The following is an 18253-nucleotide window of genomic DNA, read 5'->3' as shown; positions in this document are numbered from 1 at the left end:
GGCCTGGTCGACCTTCATCCCCCGTCCCGGGGCAGGGAGAATGCAGCACATGGATGACGCGTTCACACTCCTTCGGCAGGCCGTCGACCTGCTGCCTGAGGATGCAGTAGCCGAGAACGGCCAGACGGTCGGGGATGTGCGTGAGGACATCGGGCGCCAGGAGTGGGAGGTGGTGCTCGGTGTGCTCATCGAGATCGGGGATGTCCACCCGGTGTCCGTGGATTTCTGGGAGCTCCTCGCCGAGGCTGCTCGGCAGATGCTGCTCGACCGCAGCCGCCGTTGGTGCGAGTGGCGGGTTTGGGAAGTCCGGCACGGCACCGTGCGAGCCACCCTGAGCCTGGTGGGTGCGGAGGAGGGCCGACGCCGGACTGCCTTTTCCGGAGACGGACAGCTCCGGCCGATGTGGGACATCGGCAACCGCACCACCGACGGGGAGCGAGAACTGAACATCGCCCGGCTGTGGGTGGAGTATGCGCAGGAGCTCGGCCCAGGAGAGACCGCCGACGTTCGGCTGGCTCCTTTGAGCCCTGAGCAGTGGAGGCATCTGAAGTGCGGTGATGTGATCACCATGCACGAAGCCCGACCTGTTGCTGGCACGGCCACCGTGATCGAGGTCCTGCCACCGCGCGCCTGAACTTATCTCGTGGTCACCGATGCGCGGTCGGGCATGGCCTCTCCGGACCACGGGTTGGTTGCCCGAGTTTCAGCGCTCAGTGCTCTGCCCGGAGCGGATAGTGCGCACGGCGAGAATAGGATCAGGAACTGGGACGAGGGCCCTGGTGGCAGCGTCCACAAGTCGAGATGGTGCGGGTCCGGTCTGCAGGGCAGTCACGTATTCGATGACTTCGCCGGGCCACCGCGGTCTGGCGGATCTCGTCGTGCAACTCGTCCACGGCGGTCCGGGTGACCATCTTCCGGATACGGCTGCGGTAGTCGACCTCCCAGGCGCCGGTGACGTAGGAGACCGGTCCGATTTGGTGCAGACCTCCGTCGACGAGGTCGACCAGGTAGGGTCCGTTGCCACCCAGCATGTGGCTCAAGTCCCCGGTGCGCAGGTACTCCGCGCTCTGGTAGTAGACGATCCAGACGAGTTCGTGTTCCTCGGTCCCGGACACCACCAGCTGTCCTGAGTATCGGCGGTCCAGGTCTTCCTGGGCCGCCCGGACGGCCAACTCACGGTCGATCATGCCTGGCAGCATCTCGCACGCTGCCGCACGTGGACAGCGGTTTTCGCTGCGCTCGTCCGGCGGGCACCGCCCGCAGCCTGGTCATCCTTGAAAACTGTCTGAGTTCAGCTGGGTGGGACCAGTACTGTTCCAGCGTGATGAAGCCGGATGGGATGAAGTTGGGGATCGAAGCAGCGCGCCTTCTCGCTCTTGCGGACTGCTGCGCGATAGCTCCGGGGCTGAGCGAGATCGAGCTCCAGCGCATTGAGCAGGAGTACGGCTTCGAGTTTGCCGACGACCACCGGGCCTTCCTGGCGTCGGGTCTACCGGTCAGCCAGCCGCCCGAAGAGGGGGACACGTGGGAGAACCCGTGGCCGGACTGGCGCCACGGCGACCCCCAAGGGCTCCGAGAGCGACTTGAGTGGCCCGTGGAGGGCATCGCCCTGTCAGTCCGACGCGGCTACTGGCATCCGACCTGGGGGCAACGGCCGGAGGATGCCGACGAGGCCCTTCAGCAAGCCCAGGGGCTGCTTGCCCGGGTCCCCAAGCTCGTCCCCGTCTACGGGCATCGGTTCTTGCCTGCCGGCCACGGCTCCCACGGCCACCCCGTTCTCTCAGTGTGGGGCACCGACATCATCTGTTACGGCACTGACCTGGTCAACTACGTCAACCACGAGTTCGACGATTTCGACGCCCACACCCCAGACGATTGGCGACCGCGGGCGACCGTCTCGTTCTGGCAGGACTTCCTGCCTAAAACTTGATCGCCCGGCGGCATCCGTCTGGATCGCGCGATCGACTCACAATGGGCCTGCCGAGGTCGGTGGGGCTTCGGGCTCTGTGGTGCTTCGTCCGGCGGTCCGGCGGAAGTCGGGCATGCCCAGGTGGATGGTGGACGGCTGGGCCGCACGCTCGCGCATGGCCTCCAGCTTCTGCGCTGCGGCGGCCATGGTGGTCTCGATGGCGGCCACCTCGCCGAGCCACCCCTGCTCCCTGGCCTCTTGGAGCCGGTCGACGAGGTTGGCGTGGATCTCCTGGAGGCGTGGCATCTGGGCCGGGTCCACGAGCAGTAGGGGACATCTGACGCAGGCTTCTCTGAACTATCGGTAGCGGGTGCGGATTACGTCTCGTCGGAGCCGATTGCGGCGTTCAGCGCGCGCAGGGCGTCGTCGTATTGACGACGGTCGAACTGGAACGGACCGAATGCCGTGTACTCGCGGGTCTTGCGATGGGGTTGCTCAAAGGAGTCCCAGATCACGGAGTCGGTCGTCGGGGTGATGCGGGCCATGAGGGGCCAGCATCCCCATTCGCCGCATTCACAACCGAGAACGGGTGTTTTCGGCCCCATCGCGTTGGTGGACCGTCCGAGGAAGTGATTCTGCATCGGGCCGAACCGGAAGAACTCCGGAATCAGACCGCCGTAGGCGTCGCCTGCGGGCTCCATCCCAGCGGCGATCTCGAACCCGTCTATCAGCTCGGTGAGTGGTGCTCCGTCGATGCGGGGGACGATCACGAGCGGGCCGCCGTCCCCACGGTGCTGGCAGTCGAACCGGATGTCATTGCTGGTCATCCAGTGATTGTGTCAGTGAAGCCATTTCTTCCACCTGGGTAATTTGAGCTGGGGCTATGCGTGGCATGCCGAGGTCGATCGCCGTACCGCCGGAAGCTCGTCGGTCCATGTGAGCGAGCTTGTCTTCGGCGCCGGCCAGGCTGACCCTGAACCCTTCGACCTCCCCGAGCCAGCCCTCGCGCTCGGCCTCGGCGATGCGGGCGCGGAATATGACCCGTATCACCGATCTCGGCATCCCCAAGATCAGAAAACCCTGATGATCACGCGAGATGCGGCCCGCCCATGGCAGCAGGCCGCATCTCGTCTCCATACCTGAAGAACTGACGAAATGCTTGGAGTTCAACGTGTACGTTCCCCACTGCGGCGGGTTGCCCGCTCAACTCCTCATTAGCGCGTCACGGATCGGATCGCCGTGTGCCTCGTCAGAGTCCGCAACCTCCTCCCTCTGATCAACCAACCACTTACCGTTCTGCTGGACGAGACGAAGGACGTATTTTTGGACTCCGGAGTCATCAGGCCACGTGTAGGTGTACTCGACCATCACGCCTGTCCCGGCCGGGTGGTCGCCGAAGGGCGGGACAGCTTTCGAACCGGTTGCTTTGACTGGACCGAGCTGGGCGCGTTCCGGTCCGCTATCCGTGGGCGTCTGTCTCGGCGGGACAGTCGAACCGTCAGCCCTCACCAACGGCGGTGAATCAGACTCCTCGGTCACCGAGGCGGTTGGCTCCGCAGCGTCGACGTGGAAGCCAGCGACGCACTGCTGGATCGTGCCGTCGCGATACCGATCTGTTCGCATTTGGCAGACCCGTTGCCAATCCTGGTCGTTATCCGCCTCTTGGTAGGTCTTGGCGAACTTTAGGACAGAGGCGATGGTGTCTGTTCCCCCACCGTCCTTCGTCTCCGTCCCCTTATCCCCGCCAACGTTCGACGAGCATCCCGCGACGATGATCGCTAATGCTGCAGTTGCCGCCACCCTGACTGCGTGCCTCATGTCGTACCCCAGCTCCATATGCGAGTCCGTACGTAGCTGTTGATCCTATTCACGACGCACCCGAGCATCATCGTGTGGCCCAGGACGCTGAAAACCCGACTTGCCCGTCGCGAGACCCCGCCGCACGCCAGAGACCGATCCCCGCGCAGTCCGGGAAAACCACTTCAAGGCCGTGAACGACACCATGGGCCACGCCGCCGACGACGCTGTCCTGGCCATGACCGCCGCCCGGCTCACCGCGTGGGCGGGCCCGCGCGCAGCTGTGGGCAGGCTCGGTGGCGACGAGTTCGCCGTCGTCCTCGAACTGCCCGCCGCCCGCCGCGAACAGCGCCTCGCGCAGCTGATCCGCATGTTGCACACGCCGGTCGTCCTGGACGACGGCCGCACCGTCGACGTCGCCGCCTCGGTCGGCGCCGCAACGCCGGACGCGATCGGGACCTGCGACCTGCGTTGCAGAGGGCCGCCGACGCCGCTCTGTACGACGGCAAGCATACCGGCCACGCGACCGTCGCCACGGTCGCGCACGTCACGGTGCCGTCCGTCAACGGACGCCGGTCCGGCCGCCCGGGTACGGCCATGTGGGGGCGGGCCGCATGTGCACCGTGTCTCTGCCAACGGGCGACTGGAGCCGCGGCATCAGCGTCCAGCAGCCGCACGCCACCTGCATCCTGACCGGTGCCAAGGGCATCGAGAACCGCCCCTGACTCTGGAGTTGGCGCGGCTGGATGCTCCTGCACGCGGACCAGCGGATCGACCGGCCCGCCCTGCGCGTCCCGCTGATCGCCCGCACGATCCGCGGCCGCGAGCTGACCACCGGAGCCGTGATCGGCATCGCGTGCCTGGTCGACTGCCACCAGGACCCCGCGGGCTCCGAGCCCTGTACGCCGTGCGCAGGCCGGCGCCTGGCACCTGGTCTTTCAGGACGTCCAGGAGCTGCCGGTGCCCGCCGCCGGGCAGCTCGATGCCCACCCAGCCTCAGCGCACCGTCCTGGAGCGGTTCCCGGCGGGAAGCCCCCGTGGCTCCTGGCCAGCGGAGGAGTACGCCGCCGCCCAGCGCGCCCAGGGCACCATCACCCGCGTCGTGATGGACCTGTCCAGCGACCAGTTCCTCGTGATCACCGACACCACCGCCCAGTAGCACCACCCCGGGAGAGCCGCGCCCCGTCCTTCCCGGCCGGGCGCGGCTCTCCGTGCCCCGCCCCTCACCACCAAACAGGAGGCTCTCCCTTGCGCCCGATCCGTCTGACCTCGTTCGGCTACCTGCACCTGCCCACCAGCCCGGACGGCTCCCCCGTCCCGCCCGCCGCCGACCGGACCGAAGACGTCCGCGACCGGCTCCGCGACCCGGCCGCCGCCCGCGACATCCTCGACCTCGACGGCCTCAACCCCCGTGTCCAGGACGTCGTCCTGAACACCCCCGGCGCTCGCGAGCTGCTCGCCAACCTCTCCGACTACGCCGACTTGCCCGCCGGCCCCAGCCACATCGCCATCGGCTGTGTCGGCGGTCTCTAGCCACAAGCAACTGTTGCTGGGATTTCAGTGACTGTGGGTGGCTGTACGTTTACTCGTTGATGATCGATGAACTTGAGGTGGAAGCCGGTCCGTTGGCGCGGTGGCAGGTGCATTGGTGCGATCCGCGGCGGAAGGTGCCGTGGTACGCGGCCGATCCGGTGCTGGCGGACCTGCCGACGCTGGCCGAGTGAGCGCACGCGCACGGCACTCAGAGGGGACAGCCGGTGCTGCTGCGGGCCGACGGATGGTCGGTGCCGGAGGTCAACGGGTTCTTCGCCTCGGCGCGGATGCGTAACGCGAGCGCGGGCACGCGAAGGAAGTACGCCTTCGCGGTAGCCGTCTGGCTGGGGTTCCTTGATGCTACAGGCCGGGCCTGGCACGACGCCGACGAAGAGGATGTCGCCGGGTTCAAGTTCTGGCGGATGACCGACGAGGCGGATGTCGGCGCGTGGCCGGCGGGACGGTGCTGGACGACCTGATCGCGATCAGCGCGTTCTACAGCTGGGCCGGGTTTCGGTTCGGAGTTAGCGATCCGGTGGCCCGGCGGCAAAATCCGGGTCCTGACCCGCGCACGGTGACGGAGTCGTTCGAGGCCGGGCCGCACCTGGTGCGCGGCAGGGACGTGAAGTGGCTGGACCCGGCCGGTTACGCCCGCTCGGTCGATGTCGGGCTGCGCGGACTGGACCTGTGTGGCCAGGAGATCGGCGGGTGGCGCGGGCGCAACAGCCAGCGTGACTGCGCGTTCGCCGACGGGCTCTACGGCACCGGACTGCGGCTGAGTGAGCGGGCCAGCGTCCTGCGTCTGGAGCTGCCCGCCGATGACGAGACCCGCACCTACTCCACCTGCCGGTTGTCGGCGGCCTGCGCCAAGGGTGGACGCGGGCGCCGGTTCTGGATGCCGCGCAGCGTGCTGGCCGACGTACTGGCCTACGAGGAGGGCGAACGCGCTGCGGCGGTCCGCCGCGCTCAGCGCGCCGCCCGCTACGACCATCTGGCGGGGCTGTTGTTGGTCGAGCGCAAGACCCGTAACCGGCGGCTGGAGATGCGCGACAGGGGCGATCGCCGGGTGGCCGCGTCGCTGGACTCGCTGGATCCCGGCGCCCGCAGGAATCTGTTCCGCCAGGCCGCCGCCGGGCTGGAGCCGCTGGCGGTCTGGCTGAACGAGGACGGCATGCCGCGCGAGGCGCACGGCTGGCAGCACACCTTCGACACCAGCAACGAGCGGGTCGCCCGCGCGGGACTGACCTCGTTGGAGGCGAACGCGCACATGTTGCGGCACTCGTTCGCGCTGCGCTGGTACTCGGTGGGCCGGCTGCTCTACGAGCGGCAGGTCGCGCACCTGAACGCTGAGGAGGTACGCGTTCCGCGGCCAGTTCGGCGACACCTGGTATCTGGTTAAGACGTTGCTGGGGCACGTCGACGTGACCACGACGATGGATATCTACCTGGAGCCCTTCCGCGACCTGGACGTCTCGCTGCTGATCGAGCACGCTCACGGGGTTGCGTTGTCGGCAAACAGCACCCAGCGGAGCCCCGTCCGGAGCCTCCCCACCAGCCACCTATGAAGCGCGGGGCGCAGCGCCTGGCCGCGGTCGGCGCCGGCTCACCACTGGGTGATGAGCGGTGTGTCCGGTCCGTGCTGGCGCCAGGCCTCGGTGAGGCGGACGAGGCAGGCGGGGGCGGCGATGCCGCGCACGGTTGCGATCTTGCCGCCTGTGATGTCGAACGTCACGGCGCCCACGACCTTGCCGTCGGGCACGAAAAGGATGGCGGGGGCGCCGTTGACGAGCGCGTAGTGGACAGCGGAGATTCCGCCGGCAAGCCGCTGTTTCGCGGGCGTGGATTTGAAGCCGGCCCGTGCGATGGCGGCGATGCGCTGCGGAGTGTCGTACCGCAGCAGCTTCTCGGTCAGGCCGGCACCGTCGGAGATCGCGGTCGCGTCGTCGGTGAGCAGCGCCACTAGGCGTTCGGTGCGGCCCGAGGTGGCAGCGGCGAGGAATTCCTCGACGATCCTGCGGGCGGATGCCGGGTCGACTTCGCCACCGCCGCGACGCGCGGCGGTGATGCGGTGCCGGGCCCGGTGGAGGTGCTGCTGGCTTGCGGAATCGGTGATGTCGAGGATCTCGGCGATTTCGGCGTGGTTGTGGGAGAACGCTTCGCGCAGGACGTAGACGGCCCGCTCCAGCGGTGACAGACGCTCCATGAGAGTCAGCACGGCCAGGGAGACCGATTCACGCTGCTCGAATGTGTCGGCCGGGCCGAGCATCGGGTCGCCGTCGAGGAGCGGTTCAGGCAGCCAGGCACCGACGGTGCGTTCGCGGCGGGCCTGCGCCGAGCGGAGCCGGTCGAGGCACAGGTTGGTGACGACCTTGGTCAGCCATGCTTCCGGCACCTTGATCCGCTGCCGGTCGGCAGCCTGCCAGTGCAAGAACGCATCCTGCACGGCGTCTTCCGCGTCGGCGGCGGAGCCAAGCAGCCGGTACGCCAGCGAGGCCAGCCGGTTCCGGCTGGCCTCGAACCGGCTGGTGTCGAAGCGATCACTGGCGGTGCTGTCCACGCGGAACACCCTAACTGGACGGCTGCGCTACCACGTTGTCGGCGGACTCGGCGGACTCGGCGGCCAGGCGGCGTTCGCGCCTGGGCAGACCGCTGGCCATGCAAAGCGCGACACCGAATCCGAGCCAGGTCATGCCCGGCGGCAGCAGCTGGCCGAGCGTGCCGGACCAACCCGGCAGCATCTCGGGTGCGGTCGAGGCGCCTGACAGGGGGTTGCCGATGAGCATCATGGTGACGGCGCCGAGACCGAAGCCGGCGTACCCGAACTGTGACTCCAGCCCGATGATGGTCAGGGATGCGGCGGCGATGGCCAGGGCGATCGCGCCGGTGCTGACCAGGTAGGAATCGTCCAGTGAGCCGAGCCAGAACTGCAGGATCGCTGCCACCGCCAGGCCTCCGTTGATCGCGAAGATGAGTGCCCCGGCGACCTGGCGGACGATGCCGCGGACGAGCCTGGTCAGTAGCAGCGCGGCGAGCAGGCCGCCCATGACCAGGGGCAGGGCTCCGGCGGTCAGGCCGGCGCCGCGGGGGTCGTCGGCCGGCAGGGCGACGATGTCGCGGACAGGGGACGTCTTGCTGGGGCCCTGCGCCTGACCGAGCCCCACCGCGACGCCCTGAAGGGTTGGGGCGACCCCTGCGCCGGCGGCCGAGGCTGTGATGACCTGCGGAGCGCCGGAGCTGACGTCTATCGCCCCGTACACCTCCCGGTCGCGGATCAACCGTTCGGCGGATGAGGTGTCGGCGACCTCGGTGATCGCGAAGCAGCCCGGCAGGCGTTGGTCGAGCGCGGCGCTGACCTGCTTGACCGCGGCGGGCGGCCCGGCGACGGCGATCGGCACGTCGTGCACATGCGACCGCACCGACGGCCAGGCGAAGGCGGTGAGCAGCACACTGATGAGTGCCGTGAGCAGGACGACTGTCCTGGCCACCGTCGGCCAGGACGACGGCAGTGTGTCGGTTGGTGCCCGCGAACACGGCGGTGTCGATGCCGCGCAGGGCGGTGGGGTCGACTACGTGTGGGGCCGGAGTATCCATGCGTCCTCCTCGGACAGAGAGATCTCTTTGCCTGGTGACGGGGACGGGCTGGTTGCACACCCCGGGTCAGCAGCGGCTCCAGCCGGTTGCTGTTCCGGCCTCGCAGGTGGGCGGCCGGTATCTGGCCCAGTGCCGGGGTGCTCAGGCGCGCACAGGATGGGGCGGCGGTGATCCACCCCTGACCTCGAAGCGCAGTGGCAGTGCTGCCCACGGTGGCTACGCGGCCGCCTTCTCGGCTGACGCATCCGGTACGGCGGCCAGGTGGCGCTTGCGCTTGGGCAGGCCGAAGGTCGGGTGCGAGGTGGTCCACAGCGACATCTTGAGGATGCCCGCCTTGATCCGCGCGGCCTTCCTGCCGCCCACGTACTTGGGCTTCGCCCGTGCTTCGGCGTCGACCATCTGCAGGATCCCGTCCCGCCGCCCGAGGCTGATGTGGTTGCCGTGGTACTCCAGCTTGGCATTAGGGATCTTGCGGCCGGTCAGGCGTCCCACGATCGCGGCCGTGGCCTGCATGCCGGTATAGCCGGCCGAAGCACAGGACATCGGCAGAGGTCGGCCATTGTCGCCGATGGCGTAGGCGCTGTCGCCCACGGCGTAGACGTTCGGGTGCGAGACCGACTGCATGGTGCGATCGACGACGATCCGACCGTTCTCGGTGACCTCCAGCCCGCTGGCGGCAGCGATGGGGGTGACCGCGAACCCGGCCGTCCACACGGTCGCGTCCGACGCCAGGGCGGTGCCGTCGGCGCACAGCACCCGCGCCGCTTCGACGGCTTCGGCCTCGGTGTGCTCCAGGACGGTGATGCCCAGCCGGTCACAGGCCTGGCGCAGATGGCTGCGGGCTCCGGCGGAGAGTGAGGCGCCCAGCTCGCCGCGGGCGATGAGTGTCACTGACAGGCCGGGCCGGGATTCGGCGATCTCGGTGGCGGTCTCGATGCCGGTCAGCCCGTCGCCGACGACCAGCACACTCCCGCCTTCGCCCCGCTTGGCCAGGTTGTCCAGGCGCTCGCGCAGGCGCAGTGCCGCCGGACGACTGGTGACGTGGAAGGCGTGTTCGGCCACGCCGGGGACGCCTTGGTCGGCGACGCGGCTGCCGAGCGCGTAGAGGAGGGTGTCGTAGGCGAGCTCGCCGCCGCCGTCGGCATCAGCCACGGCGACGACCTGCCGCTCGGGGGCGACGGCGGTGACACGGGCCAGGCGCAGCCGTATCCCCGTGCCCGCGAAGACGTCGGCGAGCTGTGGAGCCTCGATCTCCTGGCCGGCCGCGAGCTGGTGCAGCCGCAGCCGCTGGACGAAGTCCGGCTCGGCGTTGACCACGGTGATCTCGGTGCCTGCCGGGGACAGCCGACGGGCCAGGGTCCCGGCCACGTAGGCTCCGGCATAGCCGGCGCCGAGAACGACGATGCGGTGCTTCATTTGCTGCTCCTGTCGGTTCGCTAGCTTTGTCGGTGACTTGAGCGGGACAGCGCCCCGATTCCTGACAGGAACGACATGTGACATGGATCACAGAGGGGCAGGAGTGCCGCCAACCGATGCTCGCAACGTCGAGGCGGCGCACATGGCGCTGCACGGTCTGCGGGCCGACGGCGGCGAGGAGGCCAACGGTGTGGATGCCGTAGTCGTGCAGGGCCTCGACCGGCAGCCCCAGCCAATCGGCCGCCTGGCCGGGGGCGACGGTCAGGACATCGCCAGGCGGGTCGACCTGCGCGGAGGCGGTGGCGGCGACGGTGACCGTCGGGCCGATGCCGACCCGCACGTCGATGCCGAGCCGGGTCAGGGTCCGCACCCGCAGGATCTCACCCAGCCGGTGCGTCTGGGGGCCGTGGTAGCGCAGGGCGCCCCTGAGCTCGACCAGGGCCGCAGTCGGCGGCAGCGCCCTGCACCATCGGCGACAGGTCCGCAGCAGCTCCAGCACCTACCGATAGATGTCCTCCCGGATACGGTCGGGGCAGCGCACATGCATCACCGCCGGCACCCCCTCACGGGAATTCGAACACGTGAGGTGGCGGCCGATGGAGCTAGAGTCAAAAATGTGCTCGATGATCTGCCCGACGACGAGCGTCTCCAGATGCTCCGCATCTGGCACGCTATGTGGGTGCAGCGCATCGACACCAAGCTCGCAGCCCGTCGGCAGCGATGGGCCGAGGAGGAGTACGGGCGCCGCAACCGCCCCGCGCCCCCGGAATGCCTCGTCGAGCTGGGTACCGGCACCCGCCACCCGCCGGGACAGGTCCACGCCGGGAACTGCTACACGGTGGGCCAGCGGCGCCGCGCGGTCGACCGTGATGAGGCACGGCGCCTGCTCGCCGCGGGCCTGAGGGCGTGCGGACACTGCCAGCCGGACGTCGAACTGGACGTCATCGGCTGACCCTGTGCGCCAGGTGCGTGCTACCGGACGAAGGTGACCTTGACCGGCTCGTTCGGGCAGTCCGTCATGCCGTCCGTGAGCGCCTGTCGCTCGGCGTCGTCGACGCTGAGCTGCCAGCGCAGTTTCACCGCCACCCAGTGAGCGAGGTAGGTGCAGCGGTAGCCCGGGTGCGGCCGGAGCCAGGTGGCCGGGTCCTGGTCGGCCTTGGACCGGTTCGAGCGGGCCGCCGCGATCAGCGCGCGGTCGTTACCGAGGTCGTTGGCGTACTCCTCGCGCTCCTTCACCGTCCACTGACCGGCGCCGGAATCCCAGACCTCGGCGAGCGGAACCATGTGGCCGATGTCCAGGCCGCCAAGAATCTCCGAGGTCGAGGTCTATACGGAGAGGGGCCCGGCGGACCATACTCCCCATGTACGCCCCGGAGAACCGGGTAAGTATCTGTCGGAAGGCCTCATGAGAATCACCATTGAAGGCGCGAGTAAGGAGTTCGAGCGGAAGCTGCTCGACATCCTCACCGAGCACCGTCACGAACTGGCGGTCACCGCGGACACCGAGTGGACGGTCGAACGCGCCGAACGCTACCTCCGCTCGCTCCCCGCCGGCGCCCGCCGCTTCGCCGAAGTGGTTGTGGTCGACGGCGACGGTTACGCCGATGCCGACACACTCCGCAGCGTCGTCGGCAAGCTCAACGGGCCGACGGTCGCCCTGTCCCGTGCCATCCCGCGCGGAGTGCGCGAGGGATGGTGGCCGGAGGGCACCACAGCGCCCATCACCGTGGTGTACGACCCCGAGAACCCCTCGTGGCAGAAGGCCAAGGGATACGAGATGACCGGGGAGAACGTACCGGTCTTCCGGGCCGCCATCGCCCGCATGGCCATCGCCAAAGGCGCCGCCGAGTCCCTGGGCCTCCCTCCCGGCGGCACCGGCAAGACGTCCATGTCCTTCACGCCCGACACGTCGACGCTGGAGGGGCTACACCCTCGTTGATCTGGACGGCGGTTCGCTCCCGGCCGACGACGACCAGGACGAGGAAACGACATGACCTTATCGCCCGACGCGCTGACCACGGCGGACACGCCATGGCAGCGCCTCACCGAGCACCAGCCCGCCGTGGCCGCCGCGCTCGCCATGCAGGTGCGGGCGCTGCCCGAGAGTTGGTCTCAGCGCGTCCTTGGCGTGGCCCGGCCGCACGCCGCGCTGGAGCTGCCTCCCACCGGCGACGTCCGCCTGACAGTCCTGCTGTCAAGTACGACCAGAGTCCCGAACCTCAGCCGCCGAAAGCCCCCTACAGCGATACGTGCAGACTCCCGAGTCGGCGCGCGTATGCCTCCGTACCCCAGCCGGCCTCCACCACGCTGTGTAACTACTGACTGGGTGGTCAAGCCGCGGCAATACGAGGGCCGTGACACCGGCCGCCAGGCCAAAGTGCCAAATTCCAGCACTTGAGGTGAACCGGGAGCGGGTTCGGTGGGATGGCATCCTGCCGCCATGCGCGAACGACTCCTGACCTTCACACCGGCGTGCACGCGTGCCCCTCCACACCCGAGCCTGGCGAGCAGTCTGGCCCTCCCCTGCTCGGCTTGGTGCACTACCACTCCCCCGTTGCTGCTGACCGCCAGTCAGCACCCGCCAGTGTGGCCTCCAAGCTCCACAACGATGAGTGGATGCAAGGCGATCACACAGGCGGGCGGGACCGTTCCCGTCTCGAGGAACAGCGGCAGCGGAATCCCGCCCGTGGACCGCCGGGCGGGAGCACGACGGCGAGCCCTGCAGACCCAAGCTCCCGACTTGAGGCCTCGGGTCTGTTCGCGACCTCCGGGCAGATGGCACGGCAGGCTCGACGACACCCGAGGCATCGGGGCATCGCGACCGGCCCTCCCGGGATGCGGCAGCCGACCTCAGCGCCGAAGGTGGGTCACATGGCGATCGTCGTGCTGCGCGAGCTACGTATGAAGCCGTCCGAGGACTTCGGCCCGGGCGATCCGGTCTCAGAGATCGAGGCAGTACACGCGGCGCCAGTCGACCCCCACACTCCCGGCGGCGTAGACGACCGGACTTTCTGTGGTAAGCCGACCCTGGACATGGAGCGCGTGAACTACCAGTCTGCGGAGCCGGGCGCACCGTGGTCACCGCCCAATATGAAGCGTTGGGAGTGCTCCGACTGTGCCGACATACTCCGTTCGCTGTAGTCCTCCGAGGCGGTCGATGTCCTCTCATCCTGTCCATGCGGCGGATCATCCTTAACGTTCCTCGTCGGCCACCCCGCGGCTCATGATCCACCGAGAGCAACACGGCCGCGCAGCAAGAGCCCAGAGCCCTGACCCCTGGGTCGTCATAGACCTGTGCACCGATCAGTTCCTCGTAGGGCCTCTCATCGACGAGCGAGCCCACTTACGCGGCAACACTGTTGGCTCAGGCGCGTAGGGCGCTAACAGGAGTGTGCGCGGGTTGTGGAGGGCCGGCTACGGGCTCAGCTATTACCGCGTAATAGCTGAGCCCTCCCCCGTTGGCCCTTCGCGGCTCCGCCATGGGCCTGCGACCTTCGGGACCAGCATTCGCGATCACCCGACCTGCAGGTCTACGAGGAGAACGACTCGATCACCTCGACGTCGCAGCGGGCACCCGATGGCCGGAGTCGCCCTCCGCCTTTATCAACACCGGTTTACCCAACCGTCGTCCAACCGCCCGGAGAACACGCCAAGCCGATCCTGGCCTTGCAACTCCCGCATACCGACGCCGACGTTGACTTCGCCGTCGGCATGGAAACACAAGATCGCCAACACATTGTCCGTCGATCAGACCCGCAGATCCGGGCACTCGACATTCGCCGGGCGAGACAGCACGGCCGACGCCAGGGGTACCGGAAGCATCATCTCTCCCTCAGAGCACTGGCACTTCCAACCCTTCTCAGCGACGACGCCCACCAGTCCTCCACCGAGGCATCCGGGACACGCACCTACGGCAACGACGCCCCCCAGTCCGGGGCATAGAAGCACTTCACGTCATCCCACAGCAGGCCAGTCCCCCCGCGATGTTGCCCTCCCCCGGCTTCAACGCAGACCTGTTTCCCTTGACAAGAATCAGGGGCACTCCCCCAGCATAATCCGGGGTGGTGCCACCGAGTCCCGGATGCTTCGAGGAACCGCCGATCAGGAGCGTGAGCTCCGGGTCGCCGGTTTCGCTAGACAGAAGAGTGCTCGGTGCCGCGGTGCGGTGTGGCAGCCCGATGCCCTGACCAGCCCAAGGATTGCTTGATGTAGAGGCCTACGGGTGATCGATACAGGCGGTATCGCCGTCACTTCTCGGCCTAGAACTCGGCAAGGCCAGCACCACGCCTACGCCATCATCTCGCCAGGAAGAAGGCGTTCGACAAGCGCTCGCCCAACACCGAGCCCAGCACACGAGCTGTTAACCAAGTGAACCGATGCATGGAACGGTGCTGGCTACGGTCGTTCAGGTCGCCTCATTCGACGCCCTGCCTTTGGTAGTCGCCCGCGACTCGACTGCCGAGCCGTCTATCCGCGCGGCCGACGATGCCGCACATCGCCGACCCCTACCCGGGCGAGGCCAACACGGATGCGAAGGACACGTTCATGGTCGTCGACGTGACTCGCGCGAATGGCACACACTCTGAGGACATTCGACACAGAGGAGGAGACGATCGCCGACCTGGACGTGACACCGGGTCCGACGACGACCTGGCCGGCGAGCTCACCCGGACCGCTAACCGGCCGCACAACCCCTGACCCATGTCCACCGCCCGCTGCGACGCCTTCCTGGGACCGCGAATGCAGCGCCTTGGCCACCCTCACCCCGCTCGAACGGGCGGAACGCCGGCCCCGATCCGCACGACTGGCCGACGGTGCCTGAACATCCTTGACGCGCGAATGAACACCCGGGGCACACGCCGGCTCCCCCGCGGGCACCTCGATCAGGCGCGTCAGGCGTCCCGCTTCACGACAAGCCGATACAGGACAGCCGATGCTTTGCAGGGCCACGGCTTCCGCCAGAACATCGGACGCGGCGCGCTTCGCACGTTCCTGCCCTTCCTGCCGGGCGAAGGGCTCCATGCACCCGATCGTCCTGGGTTCTTCCTTGCTATCGACACCCGCTGCTCAGTCCGTCCGCTTGGTCCCCCGCTCGGCGTGCCCGACCGCTACTGCAGGTGGGGACCTCTCGGGCCATGACACGCACCCTTACGTGGCATCAGCATTGCCACTGAAGCGTGGAGCGCCAGGTAGGGGGGCGAAGCATGCGGTCATGGAGTGCGGTGTCGGGCTCAGCTATTACCGCGTAATAGCTGAGCCCCTCCCCCACCTCGGGGGCACGAACTATTACCGCGTAATAGGCAACTGACGGCGCTACTCCCCCGCCTGCTGTCGTTTCTAACGTGTCGATGCCTCCAACGATCATCGACGTTAGTAAGGTGTCCCCATGAGCTCACCAACCACCTCGAACGACCGCGAGAAGGTCGTCTCCAAGCTGCCGGGCTGGCTCCGGCAGAACCTCAAGGTCAGAGCCGCACAGCACGGGCTCGAGATTCAGACTGCCGTCGAGCAAGGCATCAGAGACTGGTGCAGCCTGGCCTCTGCCACAGCAGCCGTCGACACCGCAGGCGCCGACTCCTTCTCCACCTTCCTCCCGCCAGGCCAGTGGGAAGAGTTCCGCCAAGTCGTCGCGGACCGCCGCGTCTCCCTGATCCAGGGACTTGCCCAGTCCATTCAGCTCTGGCTTGACACCAACCCGGCACCCGACGTCGAGCGTCCCGAGGTCACCCGGCGGATCATCGTCTGCAACCAGAAGGGCGGTGTGGGCAAGACGGCGATCACCGCCGGTCTCGGCGAAGCCCTCGCCGAAGACCCCAACGCTTTGCACGCCGTGCAGATCGCCAAGGCACTAGCCAAGGCCCTCCGAGCCAGTGACACCCAGCCCGAGGACCAGCAAGCCGTCGATCCACTTGAGATCGAGAACCTGCCCGGTCTCGGACTGCGTGTGCTCCTCGTGGACTTCGACCCCCAGTGCCACCTGACCAACCAGCTCGGCGCCAGCCCGCTGCCCATGAACGGTGACAGCCTCACCAACCACATGGCCGGCGACCCGAAGGGCGACCTCCGCGACCTCATCGTCTCCATCGACGACGAGCACTTCAACAGCCGGCTCCACCTCCTGCCGGCCTGCAACGACGCCTTCCTCCTCGACGTACGCCTGTCCGCGGTACGCGCCAGGGAAGCAGCCCTCGAGCGGGCACTTGCACCTCTCGAGCCCGACTACGACGTCATCCTCGTCGACTGCCCGCCCAGCCTCGGCCTCAGCATGGACGCCGCCTCCTACTACGGCCGCCGCCGGGACGGAGAACGGCCCGGTCAGTCCGGAGCCCTCATCGTCGTCCAGGCCGAGGACAGTTCCGCAGACGCCTACGACCTCCTCACCACACAAATCGACGACCTCCGCGGAGACCTCCAGATCGACGTCGACTACCTCGGCATCGTCGTCAACCTCTACGACTCCCGCCGCGGCTACATCGCCACGTCCTCACTCCAGGGATGGGTCGACATAAAGGATCCCCGAGTCATCGGACTCATCGGAGATCTCAAGGAACAGAAAGAAGCAGTCCGCATGAAGCAGCCGCTGCTGTCCTACGCACCGAAGTCCCAGCAGGCCATCGGTATGCGCGCGCTGGCCAGGGAGATCGCATGAGCAAGGCCGATCAGCTCGGCGCAGGCCGGTTCGGTGGGGGAGCGCGCCCGGTCAGCGCCCGCCGGCAGGCCGTTGCCGCCGCCACCGGTGTACCCACCGACGGCATCGCCCCGCCCACCGAGCTCTCACCGGACCGCATCAGCCTCAACCCCGACAACCCGCGCTCCAGCCTCGGTGACCTCACCGACCTGGCAGGCAGCCTCAAAACCCACGGCCAGAAGCAAGCGATCACGGTCATGAACCGCGACGCCTACATCAAGGCCAACCCCGAACGCGAAGCGGATCTCGAAAGTGACGCCACCTACGTCGTCATCGATGGCAGTAGCCGCCTCGCCGCCGCCCGCGAAGCCGGCCTCGCCACCATCAAGGTCATGGTCAGTGACGACGAAGGCAGCACCTCCGAGGAACTCCTCGAGTCCGCACTCGTCGCCAACATCCACCGCCAAGACCTCGAGGAATTCGACGAAGCCCGCGCTCTGCAGAGGCTCCTCGCCATCCACGGCAGCCAGACCGCTCTGGCCAAACGCCTCCACCGCTCCCAGGGATGGGTGTCCCAGCGACTCGCCCTGCTCAACCTCACTCCCGAACTCCAGGCCAGGATCCACCAGGAACCGATCAACCTCCTGCGCGCAGTGGGGAACAAGCCGGCCGAGGAGCAAGAGGCCGCCCTGCAAGCGCTGAAGGAGCAGCGCGCGCAGAGGGAGGCCGAGCACAAGCGGCGTCTCAGCGGTAGGGCAGGGGAGACCGGTGAGGCCGGGCAGCGCGGGGGAGTGGAGTCCGATAGCGCCGAGCAGCACGAGGAAGCGGACAAGGCCGACGGCTATTACCGCGTAATAGAGGGTGCCGGATCCAAGGACGTTCAGCCGGTCCCCGAGCCGGAGCCGGACCGCCCGCTGCCGCAGGTGGTGCCGGAGCCGCGGGCCGACAAGCCCGCACCCCCTCGGGTGAGTAAGGAGGGGGCCAAGGACAGCGCACGGAGAGTTCCGTATGACGAGCCGGGAAGCCTCGCCATGCTCCTGGACAAGAAGGTCGAGAACGACGACAACTTCTTCGCGCTCCTGCGCATCCTGGGCAAGAAGGCAGCCATCCGTGATCCACAGCGTCTGGCTGAGTTGCTGAGCGAACTCGCCCAGCACGTCCCCGCACCAGCCGAGTGACTCGGACGACGGCACCACTGGCCTGGCCCGGCTCGCGTGGCATCGCAGCCGGGCCTGCGGCCGGCGGGGGAGTGGTGTGAAGCTTCTGCTCGGATGGCTCCGCGACTAAAAGGTCGTTTCAGAAAGGCGGGTCGTCCGCGCAGCCCTCGGCATGCACCTGCATGTCCATGTCTTGCTGGAAGGGAGTTATGTCTTCCCCCC

The 18253-nt window shown here is 68.0% G+C and carries 20 protein-coding genes and 3 pseudogenes; 14 read left to right on the top strand and 9 right to left on the bottom strand.

The annotated features are described in order from the left end of the window. Positions 1-40 precede the first annotated feature (40 nt). Complete coding sequence (locus ACGF5T_RS34415; RefSeq protein WP_366769177.1) at positions 41-634, top strand: hypothetical protein; 594 nt, start codon at positions 41-43, stop codon at positions 632-634. 121 nt (positions 635-755) lie between these two features. Here ACGF5T_RS34415 and ACGF5T_RS34410 read toward each other — a convergent pair whose 3' ends face one another. Beyond that, positions 756-1187 (bottom strand): YrhB domain-containing protein, encoded by a 432-nt coding sequence (locus ACGF5T_RS34410; protein ID WP_366769178.1) that lies wholly within the window; start codon positions 1185-1187, stop codon positions 756-758. Between the two features lie 137 nt (positions 1188-1324). On the opposite strand from ACGF5T_RS34410, the gene ACGF5T_RS34405 reads away from it, so the two are divergent. Next, entirely contained in the window at positions 1325-1930 is a 606-nt protein-coding gene (locus tag ACGF5T_RS34405; protein WP_366769199.1) for a hypothetical protein, read from the top strand. A 36-nt stretch (positions 1931-1966) separates the two neighbouring features. Here ACGF5T_RS34405 and ACGF5T_RS34400 read toward each other — a convergent pair whose 3' ends face one another. From ACGF5T_RS34400 to ACGF5T_RS34385, 4 genes are all read right to left on the bottom strand, one after another. Further along, positions 1967-2215: a hypothetical protein gene (locus ACGF5T_RS34400; protein WP_366769179.1), complete on the bottom strand. Its 249-nt coding sequence runs from the start codon at positions 2213-2215 to the stop codon at positions 1967-1969. 71 nt (positions 2216-2286) lie between these two features. Next, a complete protein-coding gene (locus tag ACGF5T_RS34395; protein WP_366769180.1) occupies positions 2287-2736 on the bottom strand; it encodes a hypothetical protein in 450 nt (149 codons plus the stop codon). Further along, complete coding sequence (locus tag ACGF5T_RS34390; protein ID WP_366769181.1) at positions 2723-3079, bottom strand: hypothetical protein; 357 nt, start codon at positions 3077-3079, stop codon at positions 2723-2725. Before ACGF5T_RS34390 ends, ACGF5T_RS34395 begins: the two co-directional genes overlap by 14 nt. A gap of 33 nt (positions 3080-3112) precedes the next feature. Continuing rightward, the gene (locus ACGF5T_RS34385) at positions 3113-3745 is read right to left on the bottom strand and encodes a hypothetical protein (protein WP_366769183.1); all 633 of its coding nucleotides are present in this window, start codon (positions 3743-3745) and stop codon (positions 3113-3115) included. 166 nt (positions 3746-3911) lie between these two features. On the opposite strand from ACGF5T_RS34385, the pseudogene ACGF5T_RS34380 reads away from it, so the two are divergent. From ACGF5T_RS34380 to ACGF5T_RS34350, 7 genes and pseudogenes are all read left to right on the top strand, one after another. Beyond that, positions 3912-4088, top strand: a pseudogene (locus ACGF5T_RS34380) (diguanylate cyclase domain-containing protein); the annotation flags it as partial. 232 nt (positions 4089-4320) lie between these two features. Further along, positions 4321-4687 (top strand): annotated as a pseudogene (locus ACGF5T_RS34375) (hypothetical protein); the annotation flags it as partial. A gap of 1 nt (position 4688) precedes the next feature. After that, complete coding sequence (locus tag ACGF5T_RS34370) at positions 4689-4865, top strand: hypothetical protein (protein ID WP_366769200.1); 177 nt, start codon at positions 4689-4691, stop codon at positions 4863-4865. Positions 4866-4954: 89 nt separating this feature from the next. Further along, positions 4955-5239, top strand: a complete 285-nt coding sequence (locus tag ACGF5T_RS34365) for a hypothetical protein (RefSeq protein ID WP_366769184.1) — start codon at positions 4955-4957, stop codon at positions 5237-5239. A gap of 56 nt (positions 5240-5295) precedes the next feature. Further along, positions 5296-5430 (top strand): hypothetical protein, encoded by a 135-nt coding sequence (locus ACGF5T_RS34360; protein WP_366769186.1) that lies wholly within the window; start codon positions 5296-5298, stop codon positions 5428-5430. Positions 5431-5463: 33 nt separating this feature from the next. Beyond that, positions 5464-5718, top strand: a complete 255-nt coding sequence (locus ACGF5T_RS34355) for a hypothetical protein (RefSeq protein WP_366769187.1) — start codon at positions 5464-5466, stop codon at positions 5716-5718. 95 nt (positions 5719-5813) lie between these two features. After that, positions 5814-6638: a hypothetical protein gene (locus tag ACGF5T_RS34350; RefSeq protein WP_392890242.1), complete on the top strand. Its 825-nt coding sequence runs from the start codon at positions 5814-5816 to the stop codon at positions 6636-6638. Positions 6639-6842: 204 nt separating this feature from the next. Here the strand turns inward: ACGF5T_RS34350 and ACGF5T_RS34345 are convergent, their stop codons facing one another. The 3 genes from ACGF5T_RS34345 to ACGF5T_RS34335 all read right to left on the bottom strand — a co-directional run bounded on the left by ACGF5T_RS34345 (position 6843) and on the right by ACGF5T_RS34335 (position 10246). Next, complete coding sequence (locus ACGF5T_RS34345) at positions 6843-7796, bottom strand: sigma-70 family RNA polymerase sigma factor (protein ID WP_366769189.1); 954 nt, start codon at positions 7794-7796, stop codon at positions 6843-6845. Between the two features lie 10 nt (positions 7797-7806). Next, the gene (locus ACGF5T_RS34340) at positions 7807-8724 is read right to left on the bottom strand and encodes a hypothetical protein (protein WP_366769190.1); all 918 of its coding nucleotides are present in this window, start codon (positions 8722-8724) and stop codon (positions 7807-7809) included. Between the two features lie 322 nt (positions 8725-9046). After that, positions 9047-10246, bottom strand: coding sequence for an FAD-dependent oxidoreductase (locus ACGF5T_RS34335; RefSeq protein ID WP_366769191.1), 1200 nt, complete (start codon positions 10244-10246; stop codon positions 9047-9049). A gap of 616 nt (positions 10247-10862) precedes the next feature. On the opposite strand from ACGF5T_RS34335, the gene ACGF5T_RS34330 reads away from it, so the two are divergent. Beyond that, the gene (locus ACGF5T_RS34330; protein WP_366769192.1) at positions 10863-11198 is read left to right on the top strand and encodes a DUF6233 domain-containing protein; all 336 of its coding nucleotides are present in this window, start codon (positions 10863-10865) and stop codon (positions 11196-11198) included. A gap of 20 nt (positions 11199-11218) precedes the next feature. Here the strand turns inward: ACGF5T_RS34330 and ACGF5T_RS34325 are convergent. Further along, positions 11219-11548 (bottom strand): annotated as a pseudogene (locus ACGF5T_RS34325) (HNH endonuclease family protein); the annotation flags it as partial. A 103-nt stretch (positions 11549-11651) separates the two neighbouring features. Here ACGF5T_RS34325 and ACGF5T_RS34320 point away from each other — a divergent pair. The 4 genes from ACGF5T_RS34320 (at position 11652) to ACGF5T_RS34305 (ending at position 18052) form a co-directional block, all read left to right on the top strand. Then, a complete protein-coding gene (locus tag ACGF5T_RS34320; RefSeq protein ID WP_366769193.1) occupies positions 11652-12185 on the top strand; it encodes a hypothetical protein in 534 nt (177 codons plus the stop codon). Between the two features lie 932 nt (positions 12186-13117). Continuing rightward, on the top strand, positions 13118-13387 hold the full coding sequence (locus ACGF5T_RS34315; RefSeq protein WP_366769194.1) for a hypothetical protein: 270 nt from the start codon (positions 13118-13120) through the stop codon (positions 13385-13387). Between the two features lie 2245 nt (positions 13388-15632). Then, entirely contained in the window at positions 15633-16895 is a 1263-nt protein-coding gene (locus ACGF5T_RS34310) for a ParA family protein (protein ID WP_366769196.1), read from the top strand. After that, complete coding sequence (locus tag ACGF5T_RS34305; RefSeq protein ID WP_366769197.1) at positions 16892-18052, top strand: ParB/RepB/Spo0J family partition protein; 1161 nt, start codon at positions 16892-16894, stop codon at positions 18050-18052. Before ACGF5T_RS34310 ends, ACGF5T_RS34305 begins: the two co-directional genes overlap by 4 nt. Positions 18053-18253: the final 201 nt, after the last annotated feature.

It is taken from the genome of Streptomyces sp. NPDC047853 (assembly GCF_043204535.1).
In the GTDB taxonomy this organism is placed as follows: domain Bacteria; phylum Actinomycetota; class Actinomycetes; order Streptomycetales; family Streptomycetaceae; genus Streptomyces.
The sequence above is the reverse complement of the archived record's forward strand: the minus strand, read 5'-3'. Positions and strand labels throughout refer to the sequence as shown.

Bases quoted from the DNA above. Each gene is read 5' to 3' on its own strand.
- ACGF5T_RS34385 (WP_366769183.1), bottom strand. From the start codon at position 3,745: ATGGAGCTGGGGTACGACATGAGGCACGCAGTCAGGGTGGCGGCAACT.
- ACGF5T_RS34395 (WP_366769180.1), bottom strand. From the start codon at position 2,736: ATGACCAGCAATGACATCCGGTTCGACTGCCAGCACCGTGGGGACGGC.
- ACGF5T_RS34405 (WP_366769199.1), top strand. From the start codon at position 1,325: ATGAAGCCGGATGGGATGAAGTTGGGGATCGAAGCAGCGCGCCTTCTC.
- ACGF5T_RS34415 (WP_366769177.1), top strand. From the start codon at position 41: ATGCAGCACATGGATGACGCGTTCACACTCCTTCGGCAGGCCGTCGAC.
- ACGF5T_RS34315 (WP_366769194.1), top strand. From the start codon at position 13,118: ATGGCGATCGTCGTGCTGCGCGAGCTACGTATGAAGCCGTCCGAGGAC.
- ACGF5T_RS34410 (WP_366769178.1), bottom strand. From the start codon at position 1,187: ATGATCGACCGTGAGTTGGCCGTCCGGGCGGCCCAGGAAGACCTGGAC.
- ACGF5T_RS34305 (WP_366769197.1), top strand. From the start codon at position 16,892: ATGAGCAAGGCCGATCAGCTCGGCGCAGGCCGGTTCGGTGGGGGAGCG.
- ACGF5T_RS34320 (WP_366769193.1), top strand. From the start codon at position 11,652: ATGAGAATCACCATTGAAGGCGCGAGTAAGGAGTTCGAGCGGAAGCTG.
- ACGF5T_RS34335 (WP_366769191.1), bottom strand. From the start codon at position 10,246: ATGAAGCACCGCATCGTCGTTCTCGGCGCCGGCTATGCCGGAGCCTAC.
- ACGF5T_RS34400 (WP_366769179.1), bottom strand. From the start codon at position 2,215: ATGCCACGCCTCCAGGAGATCCACGCCAACCTCGTCGACCGGCTCCAA.
- ACGF5T_RS34370 (WP_366769200.1), top strand. From the start codon at position 4,689: ATGCCCACCCAGCCTCAGCGCACCGTCCTGGAGCGGTTCCCGGCGGGA.
- ACGF5T_RS34310 (WP_366769196.1), top strand. From the start codon at position 15,633: ATGAGCTCACCAACCACCTCGAACGACCGCGAGAAGGTCGTCTCCAAG.